The sequence below is a fragment of the Streptomyces sp. CA189 genome, from assembly GCF_056428985.1.
In genome coordinates, this window is sequence record NZ_JBWJVM010000063.1 from 1 (window position 1) to 19,931 (window position 19,931).

Here is a 19,931-nt window from a genome sequence, read left to right on the forward strand (position 1 = left end):
GTCGCCGCCCAGCTCAACGGCCGACCACGCAAAACGCTCGGCTGGGAAACCCCAGCCGAGCGCCTGCATAAACTCCTCGCGGCCTGAACAACCAACCACGTGTTGCGACGACCCCTAGAAACCGCCCAGTGCGTACCGGGGCCCTTTCACGTGCCTGGCGTCCGCGACATCAGCCGCCGAACTCCTCCAGGCCCTTCAGCGCCTGGTCCAGCAGGGCCTGACGGCCCTCCAGCTCCCGGGACAGCTTGTCCGCCTTGGAGTTGTTGCCCTGCGCGCGCGCCGCGTCGATCTGGCCGCGCAGCTTGTCGACCGCCGCCTGCAGCTGACCCGTCAGACCGGCCGCACGGGCCCGCGCCTCCGGGTTCGTACGGCGCCACTCGCCTTCCTCGGCCTCCTGGATGGCCCGCTCGACGGTGTGCATCCGGCCCTCGACCTTGGGACGCGCGTCCCGCGGTACGTGGCCGATGGCCTCCCAGCGCTCGTTCAGGGAACGGAACGCGGCACGGGCCGCCTTCAGGTCCGCGATCGGGAGCAGCTTCTCGGCCTCGTCGGCCAGCTCCTCCTTCAGCTTCAGGTTCTCCACCTGCTCGGCGTCGCGCTCCGCGAAGACCTCGCTGCGCGCCGCGAAGAACACGTCCTGGGCGCCGCGGAAACGGTTCCACAGGTCGTCCTCGGACTCGCGCTGCGCACGGCCCGCGGCCTTCCAGTTCTCCATCAGCTCGCGGTAGCGCGCGGCCGTCGGACCCCAGTCGGTCGACTTCGACAGCGACTCGGCCTCCGCGACCAGCTTCTCCTTCACCTTGCGGGCGTCCTCGCGCTGCGCGTCGAGCGAGGCGAAGTGGGCCTTGCGGCGCTTGGAGAAGGCGGAACGGGCGTGCGAGAAGCGGTGCCACAGCTCGTCGTCCGACTTGCGGTCGAGGCGGGGCAGACCCTTCCAGATGTCCACCAGGGCCCGCAGCCGCTCGCCGGCGCTGCGCCACTGGTCGCTCTGCGCCAGTTCCTCGGCCTCGGCCACCAGCGCGTCCTTGGCCGTACGGGCCTCGTCCGTCTGCTTGGCCTTCTGGACCTTGCGCTCCTCGCGGCGCGAGTCCACGGTCGACACGAGCTTGTCCAGCCGGACGCGCAGCGCGTCGAGGTCGCCGACGGCGTGGTGCTCGTCCACCTGCGTGCGCAGGTGCTCGATGGCCGTCTGGGCGTCCTTGGCGGCCAGATCGGTGGTCCGCACCCGTCGTTCGAGGAGGCCGATCTCGACCACCAGGCCCTCGTACTTGCGCTCGAAGTAGGCCAGGGCCTCCTCCGGGGTGCCGGCCTGCCACGAGCCGACGACCTTCTCGCCATCGGCAGTTCGCACGTACACGGTGCCGGTCTCGTCGACTCGGCCCCACGGGTCGCTGCTCACAGCGCCTCCTCCACCTGATGCCTTGCGAGGGGTTCACCCCCTGGGCATCGTCCACAGTTTCCTGGGGCGGGCCGCGCCCGCCCTGCACAACGCCAACATAGGCGACCGCTGGGCCGGCTGTCCGCATCCAGCACGACGGAATATCGCCGTACCGGAGCGCCGTCGAGGAAATCGAGGAGACAGCCCGGGCCCGGGGCGCCCGGTCCCGGTCAGTTCTGGGTGACGGTGCCCTTCTCGATGGTCACGGGGGTCTTGGGGGCCCCGTCCTGGCCGCCGTCGGCCGTACCGGCCTTGGCCACCTCTTCGAGCACCTTCAGGCCCGCCGCGTCGATCTTGCCGAAGGGCGTGTACGAGGGGGCGAGGGGGCTGTCCTTGTAGACCAGGAAGAACTGGCTGCCGCCCGAGCCGGGCTGGCCGGTGTTGGCCATCGCGACCGTGCCCGCCGGGTAGATCACCTGGCCGGTCTCGTTGGGCTTGCCCAGCGCGTCGAGGTTCTCGTCGGCGATGGTGTAGCCGGGGCCGCCCATGCCGGTGCCCTGCGGGTCACCGCACTGCAGGACGAAGATGCCGCCCGTCGTCAGGCGGTGGCACTTGGTGTTGTCGAAGAAGTTCTTGTCGGCGAGCGACTTGAACGAGTTGACCGTCTGCGGGGTCTTCGCCGCGTCCATCTCGAACTTGACGTCGCCCGCGCTGGTCTTGAGGTCGAAGGTGTACTTCGCCTTGGCGTCGATCGCCATCGCCGGGGAGGGGGACTGCTGCGGGGTGGGCGAGGCGGAAGGCGTCGCGGCCGGGTCGGCCGCCTCGTCCTTCTTGTCCTTGTCGAACACCCCGCCGGCCACGAGGCCGACCAGCGCCGCCACGACCACGGCCACCGCCGCGCCGATCACGGCGAGCCGCTTGCGCGACTTCTGCCGCGCTTCGGCACGCCGCTTCTGCTGGCGTTCGTACTTCTCCCTGGCGAGCTGGCGCCGCCGCTGATCGTTCGTGACCACCGGGTCGTCTCCTTGTGCGTGTCTGGTACCACTGTCCGGGCTGGGTTAGGCCGTACCGTATATGGGTTCGCTGTGTAATGAGCGGCGCCGGTACCCTCTGAGCAGCAGCATTCCGATCTGCAAGCCTCCCGCCGGACGACGATTGAGGACGAACGTGCTGATTGCCGGATTCCCCGCCGGGGCCTGGGGGACCAACTGCTACGTGGTCGCCCCCGCCGCCGGTGAGGAGTGCGTCATCATCGACCCGGGCCACCAGGCCACCCAGGGTGTCGAGGAGACGCTGAAGAAGCATCGGCTCAAGCCCGTCGCGGTCGTCCTCACCCACGGCCACATCGATCATGTGGCCTCGGTGGTCCCGGTGTGCGGAGCACACGACGTACCGGCCTGGATCCACCCCGAGGACCGCTTCATGATGAGCGACCCGGAGAAGGCCCTCGGCCGTTCCCTCGGAGCCCAGCTCATGGGCGAGCTCACGGTGGGGGAGCCCTCCGACGTCAAGGAGCTCACCGACGGCGCGCGGCTCGCCCTGGCCGGCATGGAGCTCACCGTGTCGCACGCCCCCGGCCATACCAGGGGGTCGGTGACCTTCGGGATGCCCGCGGCGGCGGACATCCCGCCGCTGCTGTTCTCGGGCGACCTGCTCTTCGCCGGCTCCATCGGGCGTACCGACTTCCCCGGCGGCAGCCACGCCGACATGCTCGAGTCGCTGGCCCGCGTCTGCCTGCCGCTCGACGACTCGACCGTGGTGCTGCCCGGACACAACGAGCACACGACCATTGGCCGTGAGCGAGCCACCAATCCGTACCTGCGGCAGGTGGCCGCCGGCCTGGGAGACGTCTTCACGTCTCCACGACGAGGAATGTGACGAGAGTTTCGTGAGTACTTTTCAGGCCCCCAAGGGCACGTACGACCTGCTGCCGCCCCGCTCCGCCACCTTCCTGGCGGTGCGCGAGGCCATCTCCGCGCCCCTGAAGGACTCCGGCTACGGGTACGTGGAGACCCCCGGTTTCGAGAACGTCGAGCTGTTCTCGCGCGGCGTCGGAGAGTCCACCGACATCGTCAGCAAGGAGATGTACACCCTCACCACGAAGGGCGGCGACGAGCTCGCCCTGCGCCCCGAGGGCACCGCCTCCGTGCTCCGAGCCGCCCTGCAGGGCAACCTGCACAAGCTCGGCGGCCTGCCCGTCAAGCTCTGGTACTCCGGCTCCTACTACCGCTACGAGCGGGCGCAGGCGGGCCGCTACCGCCACTTCTCCCAGGTCGGCGCCGAGGCGATCGGAGCCGAGGACCCGGCGCTGGACGCCGAGCTGATCATCCTGGCCGACCAGGCGTACCGCTCGCTGGGCCTGCGGAACTTCCGCATCCTGCTGAACTCGCTCGGCGACAAGGAGTGCCGCCCGGTGTACCGGGAGGCACTCCAGGCGTTCCTCCGCGGGCTCGACCTGGACGCGGAGACCGTGCGCCGGGCCGAGATCAACCCGCTGCGCGTGCTCGACGACAAGCGGGCCGACGTACAGAAGCAGCTCGTCGGCGCCCCGATGCTGCGCGACTACCTCTGCGACGCCTGCAAGGCGTACCACGAGGAGGTGCGGGCGCTGGTGACGGCGGCCGGGGTCGCCTTCGAGGACGACGAGAAGCTCGTGCGCGGCCTGGACTACTACACCCGCACCACCTTCGAGTTCGTGCACGACGGTCTGGGCTCCCAGTCGGCGGTGGGCGGCGGTGGCCGCTACGACGGCCTCTCCGAGATGATCGGCGGGCCGGCGCTGCCTTCGGTGGGCTGGGCGCTGGGCGTCGACCGTACGGTGCTGGCGCTCGAAGCGGAGGGGGTCGAACTGGACATCCCGTCCGCGACCTCCGTCTTCGCGGTGGCGCTCGGCGCGGCGAAGCCGGTGCTGTTCGGTCTGGTGACCGAGCTGCGGCGGGCCGGTGTGGCCGCGGACATCTCGTACGGGGGCAAGGGCCTCAAGGGTGCGATGAAGGACGCGAACCGGTCGGGCGCGCGGTTCGCGGTGGTCGCGGGGGACCGTGACCTCGAAGAGGGCGTGGTCCAGCTCAAGGACATGCAGTCCGGGGAGCAGACCCCGGTGGCCGTCGCCGACCTGGTCGCCACCGTCCAGGCGCGCCTGGCCTGACGGTCACCGCCTGGTGGGGCGGGGTCGGGGGGATCCGCTGCGCGGAGCTCTCCCCGCCCCGCCCTTTCGCCGTTTCCCGGGGCTCCGCCCCGGACCCCGTACGTGCGCTTCGCGCCCGTGCCCTCAAACGCCGGGCGGGCTGGATTGCCGCGCAGCGGACGCCGTTACAGCAGGCCGTGCCGCATGGCCGTGGTCACCGCCGCCGTGCGGTCCGTGACCCCAGCTTGCCGAAGATGCGCAGCATGTGCGTCTTGACCGTGGACTCCGCCACGAACAGGCGGCGGCCGATCTCCGCGTTCGTCGCGCCCTCCGCGACCAGGCGGAGCACCGCCACCTCACGGTCGGAGAGCCGTGGCAGCGACGGGCGGGTACGGAGCCGGTCCACCAGCCGGCCCGCCACCGTCGGGGCGAGGACCGTCTCGCCGCGCACGGCCGCCCGGACCGCGGCAGCCAGCTCCGCCCGGGCCATGTCCTTCAGCAGGTAGCCCGCCGCCCCGGCCTCCACCGCGCGCAGGATGTCCCGGTCCTCCTCGTACGTGGTCAGCACCACCACCCGTACCGGCAGCCGGGCCGCCGTGATCCGGGCGATCGATTCGACCCCGTCGCCGCCCGGCATCCGCAGGTCCATCAGGATCAGGTCCAGGCCGCCGCCGGGGACCAGCCGCGCGGCCAGCGCCTCCGCCTGCGGGCCGTTCGAGGCCTCCGCGACGACCTCCAGGTCCGGTTCGGCGCTGAGCATGCCGCGCAGCCCCTCCCGTACCACCGGGTGGTCGTCGGCCAGCAGGATGCGGATCATCTCGTACGGCTCCTCAGCGGATCGGGAGGGTGACGGTGACGGTGGTCCCGGCCGAGGCGGCGCTGTCGACCGCCGCCGCACCGCCCACCTCCGCCGCGCGGGCGAACAGCCCCCGCAGGCCGTAGCCCGGTGCGGGTGCCGCCGGATCGAAGCCCCGCCCGGTGTCCCGGACCGTGAGGGTCAGCTCGGACCGGGCGTAGGCGAGTGACACCGAGCAACGCGCCCGCGGTCCGGCGTGCTTGGCCGCGTTCGACAAGGACTCCTGGCAGGACCGCAGGACCACCACCTCCAGGACCGCGGCCAGCGGCCGGACCTCCCCGGTGACCGAGACCGCCGCCGGCGGATCGTGCCGGGCCGCGAGCCGGCGTACCGCGTCGGGCAGCGAACCGCCGTCGAGATCCGCGGGCGCGCCGCCCGCCACCAGGGCGCGGGCCTCGGCCAGGTTCTGCCGGGCGGTGTCGGCCATCAGCTCCAGGTGGCGCCGGGCTCCCTCCGGATCGGTGTCCAGTTCGGACTGCACGGCCTGTACGAGCATCAGCAGACTGGTGAATCCCTGGGCGAGGGTGTCGTGGATCTCGCGGGACATGCGTTCCCTTTCGGCGTGGGCACCGCGTTCGGCGGAGAGCCGGGCCACCTCCTCCCGGCTGGCGTCGAGTTCCGCGATGAGGGAGGCCCGGTCCTGGCTCTGCTCGATGATCCGGAGGATCCAGGCACCGAAGAAGGCGGAGAAGAGGAAGGTGACGAGCGCGCCGAGCGCGCTCGCGAAGACGGAGTGCCCCGCCGGCCGCCACACCAGCGCCCAGCCCGCCACCGGCAGCAGGCACAGCAGGCCCACCGCGCCGACCGACGGTGGCGCCGGCCCCGAGGCGGGCGCGCAGTGCGGCCGGTTCGCCCTCGGCCACGACCTTGCCGCGGGCGATGACCGCGAGCCGGTCGGCGAGGGCCTCGGCCTCCTCCAGGTAGTGGGTGGTGAGCACGATGGTGGTGCCCGCGTCGGACAGCAGCCGGATCAGGTCCCAGAACTGCCGCCTGGCTGCCGGGTCGAAGCCGGTCGTGGGCTCGTCCAGGAGCAGCAGCTCGGGGTCGCAGATGACCCCGAGCGCCACGTCGAGGCGGCGCCGCTGCCCGCCGGAGAGGGTCTTGAGCCGGTGGCCGCGCTTGTCCTCCAGGCCGACCAGGGCGATCACCTCGGCCGGATCGCGCGGGGCCGGGTAGTAGCGGGCGAAATGCTCGACCGTCTCCCGTACCGTCAGTTCGGCGGGCGCCGACTCGTCCTGCCAGACGATGCCGACGCGCGAGCGCCAGGCCCGCCCGGCGGTCGCGGGGTCCGCGCCGAGGACGAGCACCTCGCCGCCGTCCCGTTCCCGGTGCCCCTGGAGTATTTCCACCGTGGTGCTCTTGCCGGCGCCGTTGGGCCCCAGGAGGCCGAAGACCTCGCCCCGCCGGATCGTCAGGTCCAGTCCGTCCACTGCGGTGACTTCGCCGTACTGCTTGCGGAGCCCCCGTACTTCCACCGCGTTCTCTGTCATGTCTCACATGGTGTGGCGGAAGCCCGTCCACCGGTCCCCCCGTGCGTACCCCCTCCTATCCGTCGAACGATGGACAGTGGACAGTGGAAGGTCCGGCCGGGTACGGCACAATGGCCGGTGCTTGTTGACCTTGCAGATGTGGAGCGGGCCGGATGACGACACGTGGGACCGATACGGACACCGCCGAGCCGCGGACGGCCGTCGGCGGCAGCCGGGCGCTCGCCCTCCTGCTGGTGATCACGGGAGCGGCGGGACTGCTCGCCGCCTGGGTCATCACGCTCGACAAGTTCAAGCTGCTGGAGGACCCGGACTTCGTCCCGGGCTGCAGCCTCAACCCGATCGTCTCCTGCGGCAACATCATGAAGAGCGACCAGGCCTCGGTCTTCGGCTTCCCGAACCCGATGCTGGGGCTCGTCGCCTACGGCATGGTCGTCTGCGTGGGCATGAGCCTGCTCGCCCGGGCGCGCTTCCCGCGCTGGTACTGGCTCACCCTGAACGCCGGAATGCTCTTCGGCGTCGGCTTCTGCACCTGGCTGATGTACCAGTCGCTCTACACGATCAACTCCCTGTGCCTGTGGTGCTGCCTGGCCTGGGTCGCCACCATCGTCATGTTCTGGTACGTCACCTCGCACAACGTCCGCAACCGGCTGCTGCCGACCCCCGGCTGGCTGCGCGCCCTCTTCGACGAGTTCACCTGGGTGCTCCCCGTCCTGCACATCGGGATCATCGGGATGCTGATCCTGACCCGCTGGTGGGACTTCTGGACCTCCTGAGCCCGGCCGAGGTGACGGCCGGCCTTGTCGGTGGCCTCGCATAGGCTTCCGGTGTGGAACCAGATCTCTTCACCGCCGCCGCCGAAGACCGCCAGGCGAAGGACCCCTCCAGTTCTCCGCTCGCCGTCCGGATGCGCCCGCGCACCCTGGACGAGGTCGTCGGTCAGCAGCACCTGCTGAAGCCCGGCTCCCCGCTGCGGCGGCTCGTCGGGGACGGGGCGGGCGGTCCCGCCGGCGCCTCCTCGGTGATCCTCTGGGGCCCGCCGGGCATCGGGAAGACCACGCTCGCGTACGTGGTGAGCCAGGCGACGAAGAAGCGGTTCGTCGAGCTGTCCGCGATCACCGCCGGCGTGAAGGAGGTACGGGCCGTCATCGAAGGCGCCAAGCGGGCGGCCGGCGGATACGGCAAGGACACCGTCCTCTTCCTCGACGAGATCCACCGCTTCAGCAAGGCGCAGCAGGACTCGCTGCTGCCCGCCGTGGAGAACCGCTGGGTCACGCTGATCGCCGCGACCACGGAGAACCCGTACTTCTCGATCATCTCCCCGCTGCTGTCGCGCTCGCTGCTGCTGACGCTGGAACCGCTGACGGACGAGGACCTGAGCGCCCTGATGCACCGGGCGCTGACGGAGGAGCGGGGCCTCGGCGGCGCGGTCACCCTGCCGCCGGACGCGGAGGCGCACCTGCTGCGGATCGCCGGCGGAGACGCGCGGCGCGCGCTGACGGCCCTGGAAGCGGGCGCGGGCTCGGCGATCGCCAAGGGCGAGCCCGAGATCAGCCTCCAGACGGTGGAGGAGGCCGTCGACCGGGCCGCGGTGAAGTACGACCGGGACGGCGACCAGCACTACGACGTGGCGAGCGCGCTGATCAAGTCGATCCGGGGCTCGGACGTGGACGCGGCGCTGCACTACCTGGCGCGCATGATCGAGGCGGGGGAGGACCCCCGGTTCATCGCGCGCCGGCTGATGATCTCGGCGAGCGAGGACATCGGGCTGGCCGACCCGACGGCCCTGCCGCTCGCGGTGGCGGCCGCTCAGGCGGTGGCGATGATCGGCTTCCCCGAGGCCTCGCTCACGCTGTCGCACGTGACGATCGCGCTGGCGCTGGCCCCGAAGTCGAACACCGCGACGACGGCGATCGGCGCGGCGCTGGCCGACGTCCGGGCGGGGCTCGCGGGGTCCGTGCCGACGCATCTCCGGGACGGGCACTACAAGGGAGCGGCGAAGCTGGGGCACGCGGTGGGGTACGTGTACCCCCATGACGTGCCCGGTGCGATTGCTGCGCAGCAGTACGCCCCTGATGCGGTGCACGGGAAGCGGTACTACGAACCGACGCGGTACGGCGCCGAAGCGCGCTACGCGGACGTGGTGGAGAAGGTCCGCGAGCGGCTGCGCGGCGGCGCGTCCTGACCTGCGGCGCCGTTCCCGGGGGCTCCGCCCCCGGACCCCTGCGCCTCAAACGCCGGCGGGGCTGAAGGTGGCCTCAAACGCCGGCCGGGCTGGATTTGGCCGGCGTCGGCCGACATGTGACCGCCGGGCGCTGGGAAATCCAGCCCCTCCGGCGTTTGAGGAGCGGGGTCTGGGGCGGAGCCCCAGGGTCTTTCGGGTCCGGGCGGAGTCCGGGGAACGGTGGAAGGGCGGGTAGGGGACTTCGCCCCGCGCAGCGGCAAGGGTCGCTGCGGGGACTTCGCCCCGCGCAGCGGCGTCGTGTCGCGGGCGCCGGGCACGAGGGCCGGGCCTAGGCTCCGTCGCATGGGACGTGCCACCGCGTGGATCACCGCAGGCGCAGCCGTGCTGCTGATCAGTGGGTGTCACCACGGAGACGGCGAAAGGGCACAGGCCAGCGCCGCCGCACTCGTCGCGCAGGTCCCCCTCGCGAGCGCCGGGTTCCCGCCCGCCGCGGCCGCCGCCAAGACTGAGCTGGGCAGGCTCAAGGTCGAGTGGGGCAAGAACTGGCAGACGTACAAGCGCGAGAACTTCGGCAGGTACTGGTCCGACGAGACCGACGCCATCGGCGGCCGCAACGGCTGCGACACCCGCGACGACGTCCTGCGCAGGGACCTCCGGGAGCTGCGCGAGGGCGACAGGAACCCCTGCGTCGTGTTGTCCGGGGTGCTGAAGGACCCGTACACGGGGAAGGAGCTCCCCTATACCTACCGCCGCGCCTCGCAGATCCAGACCGACCACGTCGTCGCCCTCGGCGCCGCCTGGCGCGGGGGTGCGTACGCCTGGACCCCGCAGCGGCGCCTGGAGTACGCCAACGACCTGGACGTGCTGCTCGCCGTGGACAAGCAGACGAACTACGAGAAGAGCAGCAAGACCGCGGACAAGTGGAAGCCGCCCCAGAAGGGCTACTGGTGCGAGTACGCGCGGCGGTACACCGGGATCAAGGCGAAGTACGGGCTGTCCGTGACCCCGCCGGAGCAGCAGGCGCTGCAGGAGATGCTCGGCACCTGCCCGTAGCCCCCCACCCGCTAGCCGGCGAACAGCGTGCTCATCGCCCGGCGCAGGCCGCAGACGTCGGTCACCGGCTCCGGGAAGTCGAAGCGGGCGTCGAAGGCGGTGGCGCCGCGGGTGAAGCGCACCCGCAGGCCCAGCCGGTCCAGCGCGAGGGGGACCGCGGTCAGGTCCGCCGTCTGCCGGGTGCCCAGCAGGCCGCACAGGTCACCCATCCGGTCTCCGTGCGAGGAGGCCAGGTGCTGGAGGAGCTCCGTCTCGTGGGCCACCATCGGGTCGGGCTCGGCCCCGGCCAGCAGCTCCGGGTCCACGTGCTCGGCGCCCCACAGGTCGTCCACCGAGATCTCGCCGACCTCCAGGCGCAGCAGCATCCACGCGGGCCGGCCGGCCGGCGCTGCGTCGAGCGACTCGGTCAGGCCGAGGAGCTCGCCGACCGGGTGCCGCTCGGCCAGCAGCGCCGCGCAGGCCGCCCGGTCGGCGGCCCCGCGCACCGGCGTGAGCCACCCGGCGAGCCAGGCGCGGCCTCGGATACGATGGGGCACGGACACCGGCGCCACATCCGTGATCTCGATCACGGCGGTGAGGTCGTCGTCCTGGGCGTGAGCGGCTGCCCTGGCAGCCGCGGATTCCCCTGATACCAGGAGAATCACGTCCCCGTCCGGGGTGACGGTCCTTGCGGCCGGCATCCCCGTCCCGAACTCCCCCTGGTCACGAGCACCGGGGAGCGTGAGGGATACTGAGGCGTTGGACTCTACGAGGGTTCGTACGCGTTCGGCTCCGGTGAGCTGCCGAACGCCTTCCCTGGGACGCGGCTGACCTTGCTTATCGTCGCCGAAAGCAGATCCTGTTTCGTTTGGATCTGAACTTCGGTGCGCACTGGGCAGGGGGATCCCATGTGGTCGAGACATTACGTCCTCCTCGCTAAGGTAAGCCTCACCTAACTTACATGGAGGTAGGTTCCACGTGAACCAGAAGCGACCCAAGGTCAAGAAGTCGCGTGCCCTCGGCATTGCGCTGACCCCGAAGGCCGTCAAGTACTTCGAGGCCCGCCCCTACCCGCCGGGCGAGCACGGCCGTGGCCGCAAGCAGAACTCGGACTACAAGGTTCGTCTGCTGGAGAAGCAGCGTCTGCGCGCTCAGTACGACATCTCTGAGCGTCAGATGGCCCGCGCGTACGACCGCGCCAAGAAGGCCGAAGGCAAGACGGGCGAGGCGCTGGTCGTCGAGCTCGAGCGTCGCCTCGACGCCCTGGTCCTGCGTTCGGGCATCGCCCGCACCATCTACCAGGCTCGCCAGATGGTCGTTCACGGCCACATCGAGGTCAACGGCGACAAGGTCGACAAGCCGTCGTTCCGCGTCCGTCCGGACGATGTCATCACGGTGCGCGAGCGCAGCCGCGAGAAGGTTCCGTTCCAGGTTGCCCGTGAGGGTGGCTACGCAGGCGAGGGCGAGACCCCCCGTTACCTGCAGGTCAACCTGAAGGCCCTGGCCTTCCGCCTGGACCGCGACCCGAACCGCAAGGAAATCCCGGTCATCTGCGACGAGCAGCTCGTCGTCGAGTACTACGCCCGCTGATCCAGTACCAGCGGACGTAGCCCTCACAGGCTGGTTCAGCCCGCCGGTTCCCCCTCGGGGGAGCCGGCGGGCTTCCTGTTTTTCACCCCAGGGGCGCCGGTCACCCCCGTCGCCCCGGCGCGCGCCGACGGCCGGTCGGCCCCGCCGTGCGGCCTCGGCAGCGGCCCCGCCGGGACGGGCGCCGGCTCCGGTCCCAGCAGGGCCCGCTCCACCAGGACGTCCAGGGGCAGGGTCCGGCCGTGCCGGGCGCAGGACGCGTACCGCTCGGTGCCCAGCAGCTCGCCCGCCCGCTCCTGGCACATCAGCCGCGGGGCATTGAAGTACCCCGAACCGAACAGCCGCATCCCCACCCCGTCCCACAGGGGCTCCGCCGCGCCCTGCAGGACGGCCGCCTCCGCGGGATGCCCCTCGGCCACGGTGACCAGCGCCAGCAGCTCCACCGCCAGCACCAGCCCCACCAGGTCGCGGAACGTGTGGTTGATGGCCACGCACTCGGCCAGCAGTCGCCGCGCCTCGGCCGTGCCCCCGGCGTCCAGCGCCGCGTAGGCCAGGACGTACAGGGCGTACGCCTTGGTCCAGCGCTCCCCGCGCTCCTCGCAGATCTCCCGAACCTCCCGGCACAGGGTGAGCGCGCCCGCCAGCTCCCCCTGGAAGGCCAGCGCCATCGCCAGCTCCACCTGGCACATCAGGACGTTGCTGTTGAGCTCCCCGGCCTCCCGGTAGCGCTCCAGCGCCGAGCCCAGCAGCTCCCCGGCCCGGGTCATGTCGTCGGAGACCAGTGCCAGACAGCCCATCCGGTGCACGGCGTACGCCGCCGCCACCGGGTTCTCGCTCCGCGCGGCCCCGTCCCGGCACTCGTACAGCGCGCTCATCGAGGCCACCGAGTCGCCCTGCAGGGCCGCGACGTACCCGAGCACCCACAGCGCCTTCAGCCGGGAGCTCTCGTACTCCGCCCCGGCGAGCCCGAGCTCGCCCTCCAGGGTCCGGTCCAGCCAGTGCCGGCCCTCGGTGAGCCGGCCGCAGCCCGCCCAGTAGAACCAGAGGGTGCCCGCCAGGTACTGGCCGAGGTGGACCTCGTCGGGCTCGTCCAGGCAGCACTCCAGCGCGAGCCGCAGGTTCGGCAGCTCCGCCTCCACCAGCGCGGCCACCTCCTCCTGGCGCGGGCTGAACCAGTCCAGCTCGCACCAGGTCGCCAGGCCCATGTACCAGTCCCGGTGCCGGCGCCGCAGCCGCCGGGCGTCGCCCAGCGACTCCAGCCAGCCCGCCCCGTAGATCCGTACGCTCTCCAGCATCCGGTAGCGGACCCCGGCCGCCGTCTCCTCCCGGACCAGCAGGGACTGTCCCAGCAGCTCCCCGACCAGGTCCAGCACCGAGTCCACCGGCAGGTCCGGCCCCGCGCACACGTACTCGGCGGCGTCCAGGTCGAACTGCCCGGCGAACACCGAGAGCCGCGCCCACAGCAGCCGCTCCCCGGCCGTGCACAGCTCGTGGCTCCAGCCGATCGCCGTGCGCAGCGCCCGGTGCCGGGGCAGCGCGCCGCGCGAGCCGCCCGTCAGCAGGGCGAAGCGGTCCTCCAGCCGGGACAGCACCTGCGCCGGCGACAGCGTGCGCAGCCGGCCCGCCGCCAGCTCCAGGGCCAGGGGCAGGCCGTCGAGGCGGGCGCACAGCTCGGCCAGCTCCGCCCGGTTGGCCTCCGTCAGGGCGAAGGACGGATCGGCCGCCGAGGTCCGCTCGATCAGCAGGGCCAGGGCCTCCTCGGGATCCAGCGGAGCCAGCGGCCAGGACAGCTCCCCGTCGAGGGTCAGCGGGCGCCGGCCGGCGGCGAGCACGCGCAGGCCGGGGGAGCGGCGCAGGAGGTCCCGTACCAGGTCGGCGGTCTCGTCGACCAGCTGCTCGAAGCCGTCCAGGACCAGCAGCAGCCGCCGCTCGGCCAGGTGTTCGGCGAGCACCGTCCGCGGCGGCCGGGTGGTGTGGTCGGTCAGCCCGAGTGACTCGGCGAGCGTCAGCTCCAGCAGCGCCGGATCCCGTACGGAGGCCAGCTCGGCCAGCCACACGCCGTCGCAGTAGCGTTCCTGCGCCGGATCGGCAGGCCCGCCCACGTCGGCGGGGCGGGCGGGACCGGCCGCCGCGTCGGCGGCAGCCCTGGCCGCCGCGAGTACCAGACGGGTCTTGCCCACGCCGCCCGCGCCGGTCACCGTGACCAGCCGCGAGGCGTCCAGCAGCCGCCCCAGCTCGGAGAGTTCCCCGCCCCGCCCGACAAAGCCGCTCAGGTCCGAGGGAAGATTGCCCGGCGTCCTTCGTGGAATGGGTCTTTGTCGCATGGGACACGGAGCGTACTGGTCCGCATGCGCTGCGTACAAGGCGGGTCGGTTCCCGGCGCCAGGCAGGCGCGGCGCCCCGCAATTCCGGTACTGCGGCGGATCTCCGGCGCGATAGGGTCGGAGGACGACTTTTTCGCTTGGTGATCAATCTGTAGAGAGCGGTGTGAACGTGTCCGGTGGAGAGGTGGCCGGGATCCTCGTGGCCGTCTTCTGGGCCATCTTGGTCTCCTTCCTCGCCGTGGTGCTGGTGAGGCTGGCCCAGGTGCTCAAGGCGACCACCAAGCTGGTGGCCGACGTGACCGAGCAGGCCGTCCCGCTGCTCGCGGACGCCTCCACCACCGTCCGCTCCGCCCGCACCCAGCTCGACCGGGTCGACGCCATCGCGAGCGACGTACAGGAAGTCACCTCCAACGCCTCCGCGCTGTCCTCCACCGTCGCGTCCACCTTCGGCGGGCCGCTCGTCAAGGTCGCGGCCTTCGGCTACGGCGTCCGCAAGGCGCTGGGCAAGGGCGGCGCGACCCCGCAGGACGCGCCGGCCAAGACCTCCCGACGGACCGTGATCGTCGGCCGTACGGTGCCGGCCGCCCGGCGCCGGAAGCAGAAGGGCTGAGATCTCCGATGTTCCGCCGAGCCTTCTGGTTCACCGCAGGCGCAGCCGCCGGCGTGTGGGCCACCACCAAGGTCAACCGGCAGCTCAAGAAGCTGACGCCGGAGAGCCTCGCCGCCCAGGCCGCCGACAAGGCGATCGAGGCGGGCCACCGCCTCAAGGACTTCGCCCTCGACGTCAAGTCGGGGATGTCGCAGCGCGAGGACGAGCTGAACGACGCACTGGGACTCCACCAGGATCCCGACCTGCCCGGCAACGTCACCGCCCTTCCCGGGCCGCGGCGGCTGCGGGCCATCGAGCACGACCAGACCAAGAACCGTTTTTCGAAGCTTACGTACAACCGGAATGAGGACCACTGATGGAGTCGGCTGAAATCCGCCGCCGCTGGCTGAGCTTCTTCGAGGAGCGCGGTCACACCGTTGTCCCTTCGGCGTCGCTCATCGCGGACGACCCGACTCTGCTGCTGGTGCCCGCGGGCATGGTGCCGTTCAAGCCGTACTTCCTCGGCGAGGTCAAGCCGCCCGCGTCGACGCTCACCAGCGTGCAGAAGTGCGTCCGGACGCCGGACATCGAAGAGGTCGGCAAGACCACCCGCCACGGCACGTTCTTCCAGATGTGCGGCAACTTCTCCTTCGGCGACTACTTCAAGGAAGGCGCCATCAAGTACGCCTGGGAGCTGCTCACCAGCTCCGTGGCGGACGGCGGCTACGGCCTGGAGGCCGAGAAGCTCTGGATCACGGTCTACCTCGACGACGACGAGGCCGAGGCCATCTGGCGCGACAAGATCGGCGTCCCGGCCGAGCGCATCCAGCGCCTGGGCAAGAAGGACAACTTCTGGTCCATGGGCGTCCCGGGCCCCTGCGGTCCCTGCTCGGAGATCAACTACGACCGCGGCCCCGAGTTCGGCGTCGAGGGCGGCCCCGCCGTCAACGACGAGCGCTACGTGGAGATCTGGAACCTGGTCTTCATGCAGTACGAGCGCGGCGCCGGCGACGGGAAGGAAGACTTCCCGATCCTCGGCGACCTGCCGTCGAAGAACATCGACACCGGTCTCGGCCTCGAACGCCTCGCGATGATCCTGCAGGGCGTGCAGAACATGTACGAGACCGACACCCTGCGCGTGGTCATGGACAAGGCCACCGAGCTGACCGGCGTGCAGTACGGCGCCGCCCAGGGCACGGACGTCTCGCTGCGCGTGGTCGCCGACCACATCCGCACCTCCGCCATGCTCATCGGCGACGGCGTGACCCCCGGCAACGAGGGCCGCGGCTACGTGCTGCGCCGCATCATGCGCCGCGCCATCCGCAACATGCGCCTCATGGGCGCCACCGGTCCGGTCATCCAGGAGCTCGTCAACGTGGTCATCGAGACCATGGGGCAGCAGTACCCGGAGCTGATCACCGACCGCAAGCGCATCGAGACCGTCGCGCTCGCCGAAGAGGCCGCCTTCGTGAAGGCCCTGCGCGGGGGCACGAACATCCTCGACACCGCCATCACCGAGACCAAGGCGACCGGCGGCACGGTCCTGGCCGGCGACAAGGCGTTCCTGCTCCACGACACCTGGGGCTTCCCGATCGACCTCACCCTGGAGATGGCCGCCGAACAGGGCCTCTCCGTGGACCAGGACGGCTTCCGCCGCCTGATGCAGGAGCAGCGGGACACGGCCAAGGCCGACGCCAAGGCCAAGAAGACCGGCCACGCGGACATGTCCGCCTACCGGGAGATCGCCGACGGCTCCGGCGCCACCGAGTTCACCGGCTACGCCACCAACCAGGGCGAGTCCACCATCGTCGGCCTCCTGGTCAACGGCGTCTCCGCGCCCGCCGCCTCCGAGGGCGACGAGGTCGAGGTCGTCCTGGACCGCACCCCCTTCTACGCCGAGGGCGGCGGCCAGCTCGCCGACCAGGGCCGCATCAAGCTCGACTCGGGCGCCGTCATCGTCGTCCGCGACGTGCAGCAGCCGGTCCCCGGCGTCTCCGTGCACAAGGGCTCCGTCCAGGTCGGCGAGGTGACGGTGGGCGCCTCCGCGTACGCCGCCATCGACATCCAGCGCCGCCGGGCCATCGCCCGCGCCCACTCGGCCACGCACCTGACGCACCAGGCCCTGCGCGACGCGCTCGGCCCGACGGCCGCCCAGGCCGGTTCCGAGAACTCGCCGGGCCGCTTCCGCTTCGACTTCGGCTCGCCGAACGCCGTCCCCGGCTCGGTCCTCACCGACGTCGAGCAGAAGATCAACGACGTGCTGTCCCGCGAGCTCGACGTCACCGCCGAGATCATGAGCATCGACGAGGCGAAGAAGCAGGGCGCCATCGCCGAGTTCGGCGAGAAGTACGGCGAGCGCGTGCGCGTCGTGACCATCGGCGACTTCTCCAAGGAGCTGTGCGGCGGCACGCACGTCGGCAACACCAGCCAGCTCGGCCTGGTGAAGCTGCTCGGCGAGTCCTCCATCGGCTCCGGCGTGCGCCGCGTCGAGGCCCTCGTCGGCGTGGACGCGTACAACTTCCTCGCCAAGGAGCACACGGTCGTCGCCCAGCTCCAGCAGCTGGTCAAGGGCCGTGCGGAGGAGCTGCCGGAGAAGATCGCCTCCATGCTCGGCAAGCTGAAGGACGCCGAGAAGGAGATCGAGAAGTTCCGCGCGGAGAAGGTCCTCCAGGCCGCCGCCGGTCTCGCCCAGAACGCCCAGGACATCCACGGCGTCGCCCTCGTCGTGGGCACCGTGCCGGACGGCACCGGCGCCGACGACCTGCGCAAGCTGGTCCTCGACGTCCGCGGCCGCATCCAAGGAGACCGCCCGGCCGTGGTCGCGCTCTTCACCACCGCCAACGACCGCCCGCTGACCGTCATCGCCACCAACGAGGCCGCCCGCGAGCGCGGCCTCAAGGCCGGCGACCTGGTCCGTACGGCCGCCAAGACCCTCGGTGGCGGCGGCGGCGGCAAGCCGGACGTGGCCCAGGGCGGCGGCCAGAACCCGGCCGCCATCCCCCAGGCCATCGCCGCGGTCGAGCGCCTCGTCGTAGAGACGGCCTGAAGATATGACACTGCGCCGCGGCCGCCGTCTGGCCATCGATGTCGGTGACGCCCGGATCGGGGTCGCCTCGTGCGACCCCGATGGGGTGTTGGCCACACCGGTGGAAACAGTTCCGGGGCGGGACATCCCCTTCGCCCACCGGCGGCTGCGGCAGCTCGTCGCGGAGTACGAGCCCATCGAGGTGGTGGTCGGTCTGCCCCGCTCGCTCAGCGGGCGGGAAGGGCCGGCCGCGGCCAAGTGCCGCGCCTTCGCCATGGAACTCGCCAAGGGCATCAAGCCCGTGACGGTGCGTCTGGTGGACGAGCGGATGACCACGGTCACCGCGGCCCAGGGCCTGCGGGCCTCGGGGAAGAACGCGAAGAAGAGCCGGTCGGTCATCGACCAGGCGGCCGCCGTGGTGATCCTGCAGAACGCTCTTGAGACCGAACGGGTATCAGGTAATCCGCCCGGTGAGTGCGTCGAAGTGGTTGTCTGATCGCGATACGGTAACGTTCCGCGCGATGTGACGGCATTCGAACAGCCGTCGCCCATCAGAAGAGGCGGAACCGTGTGTCGCGGCAGACGGAGTCGCGGCCAACGCCCTGCGGCGCGCTAGGGGATCGATGACTGAGTATGGCCGGGGCCCTGGCCCCGAACCGTGGCACCCCGAGGACCCGCAGTACGGGGACCAGGGGTGGACCGGGCACGAGGCCCAGCAGGGTCAGATGCCCTACGTCGGAGGCCCGCAGCAGTACCAGCAGGAGCCTCAGCCCCAGCAGGCCTACTACGCGCAGCAGCAGGGCCAGTACCCCCAGGCCCAGCAGATGCCGTACCAGCAGCAACAGCAGCAGATGCCGTATCCGCAGCACCCGCAGCAGCACCCGCAACAACACGCGCAGCAGCACCAGGACACGTACGGGGGCCAGGGCCAGGTCTGGGACACCGGCCAGGGCCAGTACGCCGCGGTGCCGCAGGCCGCCGACCCGTACGCGGGCGCGGATCCGTACGCGCAGCAGCAGGCGACCGGCTACCCCGGCGAGGCCCCCGACCTGTACGGCACCCCCGAGGCCTTTCCGCCGCCGCGGCCGCCGGGCAGGAGGCACCTGCCGACCGAGGAGCCGTGGAAGGAAGAAGAGAACGCCTCGGCCGACGCCTTCCTCGCGGGCGGCGGAGGCGGTGACGACGGCGACGACGGAGACGACGGCGGGCGCGGTGGCCGCCGGTCCGGCCGCTCCGGCGGCAAACCGAAGAAGCGCAGCGGCATGGCCTGCCTCATCGCGGCCGTGGTCATCGTCGGCGTGCTCGGCGGTGGCGGCTACTACGGCTACAGCTACCTGAAGGACAAGTTCGGCGCGGCCGAGGACTTCGCGGGCTCGGGCATCGACGAGACCATCGACGTGGAGATCCCCAAGGGCGCGGGCCTGGGCCAGATGGGCCGCATCCTCAAGCAAGCCGGCGTGGTCGCGAGCGCCCAGGCCTTCGTGGACGCCGCGACGGCCAATCCCGACGGCAAGAAGATCCAGCCCGGCGTCTACCCGCTCAAGAAGAAGATGTCGGCCGCCGCGGCGGTCGAGGTCATGGTCGACCCCACCAAGCTGCACGTGCTCACCGTTACCGAGGGCATGCGCAACACCACGGTCTACGACGCGATCGACAAGAAGCTCGAGAAGCCGGCCGGCACCACCAAGGACATCGCCTTCAAGCAGGCGAAGACCCTCGGCCTGCCGGCCTGGGCGAACAACGACAAGAACATCATGGATCCGCTCGAGGGCTTCCTGTACCCCACGCGCTACGACCTGACCAAGGACAGCACCCCCGAGTCCCTGCTCAAGCAGATGGTCAAGAACGCGACGGACAAGTACACGGAGCACGGGGTCGAGGCCAAGGCCAAGGAACTGGGCCTGGACAACCCGCTCCAGGTGATCACGGTGGCCAGCCTCGTCAACGCCGAGGGCAAGAACCACGACGACTTCCGGAAGATGGCGGAGGTGGTCTACAACCGCCTCAAGAAGACCAACGACGTCACGAACCGGAAGCTCCAGTTCGACTCGACGTACAACTACATCAAGGGCCAGAGCGAGATCAACTTCAACCTCAGGGAAGCCCAGGCCTTCGTCCACCCCTACAACACGCACAACGTGGCGGGACTGCCCCCGGGCCCGATCGGGAACCCCGGCCTGGAGGCGCTGACCGCTACGCTCGACCCGGACCACGGCGGCTGGATGTTCTTCGTGTCGGTCGACGGTGACAAGACGACCTTCACCCAGACCTACGAAGAGCACACCAAGCTCGCCAACGAGTTCCAGGAACGGCAGAAGCAGAAGAACGGCGGGTAGCAGGA

General features: G+C 71.1%; 15 protein-coding genes and 3 pseudogenes. 11 read left to right on the forward strand and 7 right to left on the reverse strand.

Annotated features, from left to right (window positions below):
• Window positions 1–169 precede the first annotated feature (169 nt).
• Together AC061S_RS32990 and AC061S_RS32995 are read right to left on the reverse strand one after the other, a co-directional pair.
• Window positions 170–1,399, reverse strand: coding sequence for a DUF349 domain-containing protein (locus AC061S_RS32990; RefSeq protein ID WP_478689557.1), 1,230 nt, complete (start codon window positions 1,397–1,399; stop codon window positions 170–172).
• Between the two features lie 209 nt (window positions 1,400–1,608).
• A complete protein-coding gene (locus AC061S_RS32995; protein WP_478689558.1) occupies window positions 1,609–2,391 on the reverse strand; it encodes a peptidylprolyl isomerase in 783 nt (260 codons plus the stop codon).
• A 154-nt stretch (window positions 2,392–2,545) separates the two neighbouring features.
• On the opposite strand from AC061S_RS32995, the gene AC061S_RS33000 reads away from it, so the two are divergent.
• Window positions 2,546–3,256 carry an MBL fold metallo-hydrolase gene (locus tag AC061S_RS33000; RefSeq protein ID WP_478689559.1) on the forward strand — a complete coding sequence of 237 codons (711 nt, stop codon included), beginning with the start codon at window positions 2,546–2,548 and terminating at the stop codon, window positions 3,254–3,256.
• A gap of 10 nt (window positions 3,257–3,266) precedes the next feature.
• Window positions 3,267–4,526 (forward strand): histidine--tRNA ligase, encoded by a 1,260-nt coding sequence (gene hisS, locus AC061S_RS33005; RefSeq protein ID WP_478689560.1) that lies wholly within the window; start codon window positions 3,267–3,269, stop codon window positions 4,524–4,526.
• Between the two features lie 164 nt (window positions 4,527–4,690).
• Here the strand turns inward: hisS and AC061S_RS33010 are convergent.
• The 3 pseudogenes from AC061S_RS33010 to AC061S_RS33020 all read right to left on the reverse strand — a co-directional run.
• Window positions 4,691–5,322, reverse strand: a pseudogene (locus tag AC061S_RS33010) (response regulator).
• A 13-nt stretch (window positions 5,323–5,335) separates the two neighbouring features.
• A pseudogene (locus AC061S_RS33015) lies at window positions 5,336–6,160 on the reverse strand (sensor histidine kinase); the annotation flags it as partial.
• A 7-nt stretch (window positions 6,161–6,167) separates the two neighbouring features.
• A pseudogene (locus AC061S_RS33020) lies at window positions 6,168–6,851 on the reverse strand (ABC transporter ATP-binding protein); the annotation flags it as partial.
• A 152-nt stretch (window positions 6,852–7,003) separates the two neighbouring features.
• On the opposite strand from AC061S_RS33020, the gene AC061S_RS33025 reads away from it, so the two are divergent.
• The 3 genes from AC061S_RS33025 to AC061S_RS33035 all read left to right on the forward strand — a co-directional run bounded on the left by AC061S_RS33025 (window position 7,004) and on the right by AC061S_RS33035 (window position 10,086).
• Window positions 7,004–7,624, forward strand: coding sequence for a vitamin K epoxide reductase family protein (locus tag AC061S_RS33025; RefSeq protein ID WP_478689561.1), 621 nt, complete (start codon window positions 7,004–7,006; stop codon window positions 7,622–7,624).
• Window positions 7,625–7,677: 53 nt separating this feature from the next.
• On the forward strand, window positions 7,678–9,033 hold the full coding sequence (locus AC061S_RS33030; RefSeq protein WP_478689562.1) for a replication-associated recombination protein A: 1,356 nt from the start codon (window positions 7,678–7,680) through the stop codon (window positions 9,031–9,033).
• Window positions 9,034–9,375: 342 nt separating this feature from the next.
• Window positions 9,376–10,086, forward strand: a complete 711-nt coding sequence (locus AC061S_RS33035; RefSeq protein ID WP_478689563.1) for an HNH endonuclease family protein — start codon at window positions 9,376–9,378, stop codon at window positions 10,084–10,086.
• 11 nt (window positions 10,087–10,097) lie between these two features.
• On the opposite strand, the gene AC061S_RS33040 is transcribed toward AC061S_RS33035, so the two are convergent.
• The gene (locus AC061S_RS33040; RefSeq protein WP_478689564.1) at window positions 10,098–10,988 is read right to left on the reverse strand and encodes a DUF2470 domain-containing protein; all 891 of its coding nucleotides are present in this window, start codon (window positions 10,986–10,988) and stop codon (window positions 10,098–10,100) included.
• Between the two features lie 55 nt (window positions 10,989–11,043).
• On the opposite strand from AC061S_RS33040, the gene rpsD reads away from it, so the two are divergent.
• On the forward strand, window positions 11,044–11,655 hold the full coding sequence (gene rpsD, locus AC061S_RS33045; RefSeq protein WP_008740451.1) for a 30S ribosomal protein S4: 612 nt from the start codon (window positions 11,044–11,046) through the stop codon (window positions 11,653–11,655).
• A gap of 35 nt (window positions 11,656–11,690) precedes the next feature.
• On the opposite strand, the gene AC061S_RS33050 is transcribed toward rpsD, so the two are convergent.
• Window positions 11,691–13,976 (reverse strand): ATP-binding protein, encoded by a 2,286-nt coding sequence (locus AC061S_RS33050; RefSeq protein ID WP_478689565.1) that lies wholly within the window; start codon window positions 13,974–13,976, stop codon window positions 11,691–11,693.
• 169 nt (window positions 13,977–14,145) lie between these two features.
• Between AC061S_RS33050 and AC061S_RS33055 the strand changes: the two genes are divergently transcribed.
• The 5 genes from AC061S_RS33055 to mltG all read left to right on the forward strand — a co-directional run bounded on the left by AC061S_RS33055 (window position 14,146) and on the right by mltG (window position 19,926).
• Window positions 14,146–14,586, forward strand: a complete 441-nt coding sequence (locus AC061S_RS33055; RefSeq protein WP_274547934.1) for a DUF948 domain-containing protein — start codon at window positions 14,146–14,148, stop codon at window positions 14,584–14,586.
• A gap of 8 nt (window positions 14,587–14,594) precedes the next feature.
• The gene (locus tag AC061S_RS33060; RefSeq protein WP_478689566.1) at window positions 14,595–14,942 is read left to right on the forward strand and encodes a DUF6167 family protein; all 348 of its coding nucleotides are present in this window, start codon (window positions 14,595–14,597) and stop codon (window positions 14,940–14,942) included.
• Window positions 14,942–17,611 (forward strand): alanine--tRNA ligase, encoded by a 2,670-nt coding sequence (gene alaS / locus AC061S_RS33065; protein ID WP_478689567.1) that lies wholly within the window; start codon window positions 14,942–14,944, stop codon window positions 17,609–17,611. The genes AC061S_RS33060 and alaS overlap by 1 nt, the downstream gene beginning before the upstream one ends.
• Before the next feature lie 4 nt (window positions 17,612–17,615).
• Window positions 17,616–18,086, forward strand: a complete 471-nt coding sequence (gene ruvX / locus AC061S_RS33070; RefSeq protein WP_327251784.1) for a Holliday junction resolvase RuvX — start codon at window positions 17,616–17,618, stop codon at window positions 18,084–18,086.
• Between the two features lie 127 nt (window positions 18,087–18,213).
• Window positions 18,214–19,926, forward strand: a complete 1,713-nt coding sequence (gene mltG, locus AC061S_RS33075) for an endolytic transglycosylase MltG (protein WP_478689568.1) — start codon at window positions 18,214–18,216, stop codon at window positions 19,924–19,926.
• Window positions 19,927–19,931: the final 5 nt, after the last annotated feature.

Bases quoted from the DNA above. Each gene is read 5' to 3' on its own strand.
- AC061S_RS33025 (WP_478689561.1), top strand. From the start codon at position 7,004: ATGACGACACGTGGGACCGATACGGACACCGCCGAGCCGCGGACGGCC.
- AC061S_RS33060 (WP_478689566.1), top strand. From the start codon at position 14,595: ATGTTCCGCCGAGCCTTCTGGTTCACCGCAGGCGCAGCCGCCGGCGTG.
- AC061S_RS33035 (WP_478689563.1), top strand. From the start codon at position 9,376: ATGGGACGTGCCACCGCGTGGATCACCGCAGGCGCAGCCGTGCTGCTG.
- AC061S_RS33050 (WP_478689565.1), bottom strand. From the start codon at position 13,976: ATGCGACAAAGACCCATTCCACGAAGGACGCCGGGCAATCTTCCCTCG.
- ruvX (WP_327251784.1), top strand. From the start codon at position 17,616: ATGACACTGCGCCGCGGCCGCCGTCTGGCCATCGATGTCGGTGACGCC.
- alaS (WP_478689567.1), top strand. From the start codon at position 14,942: ATGGAGTCGGCTGAAATCCGCCGCCGCTGGCTGAGCTTCTTCGAGGAG.
- AC061S_RS33040 (WP_478689564.1), bottom strand. From the start codon at position 10,988: ATGTCTCGACCACATGGGATCCCCCTGCCCAGTGCGCACCGAAGTTCA.
- mltG (WP_478689568.1), top strand. From the start codon at position 18,214: ATGACTGAGTATGGCCGGGGCCCTGGCCCCGAACCGTGGCACCCCGAG.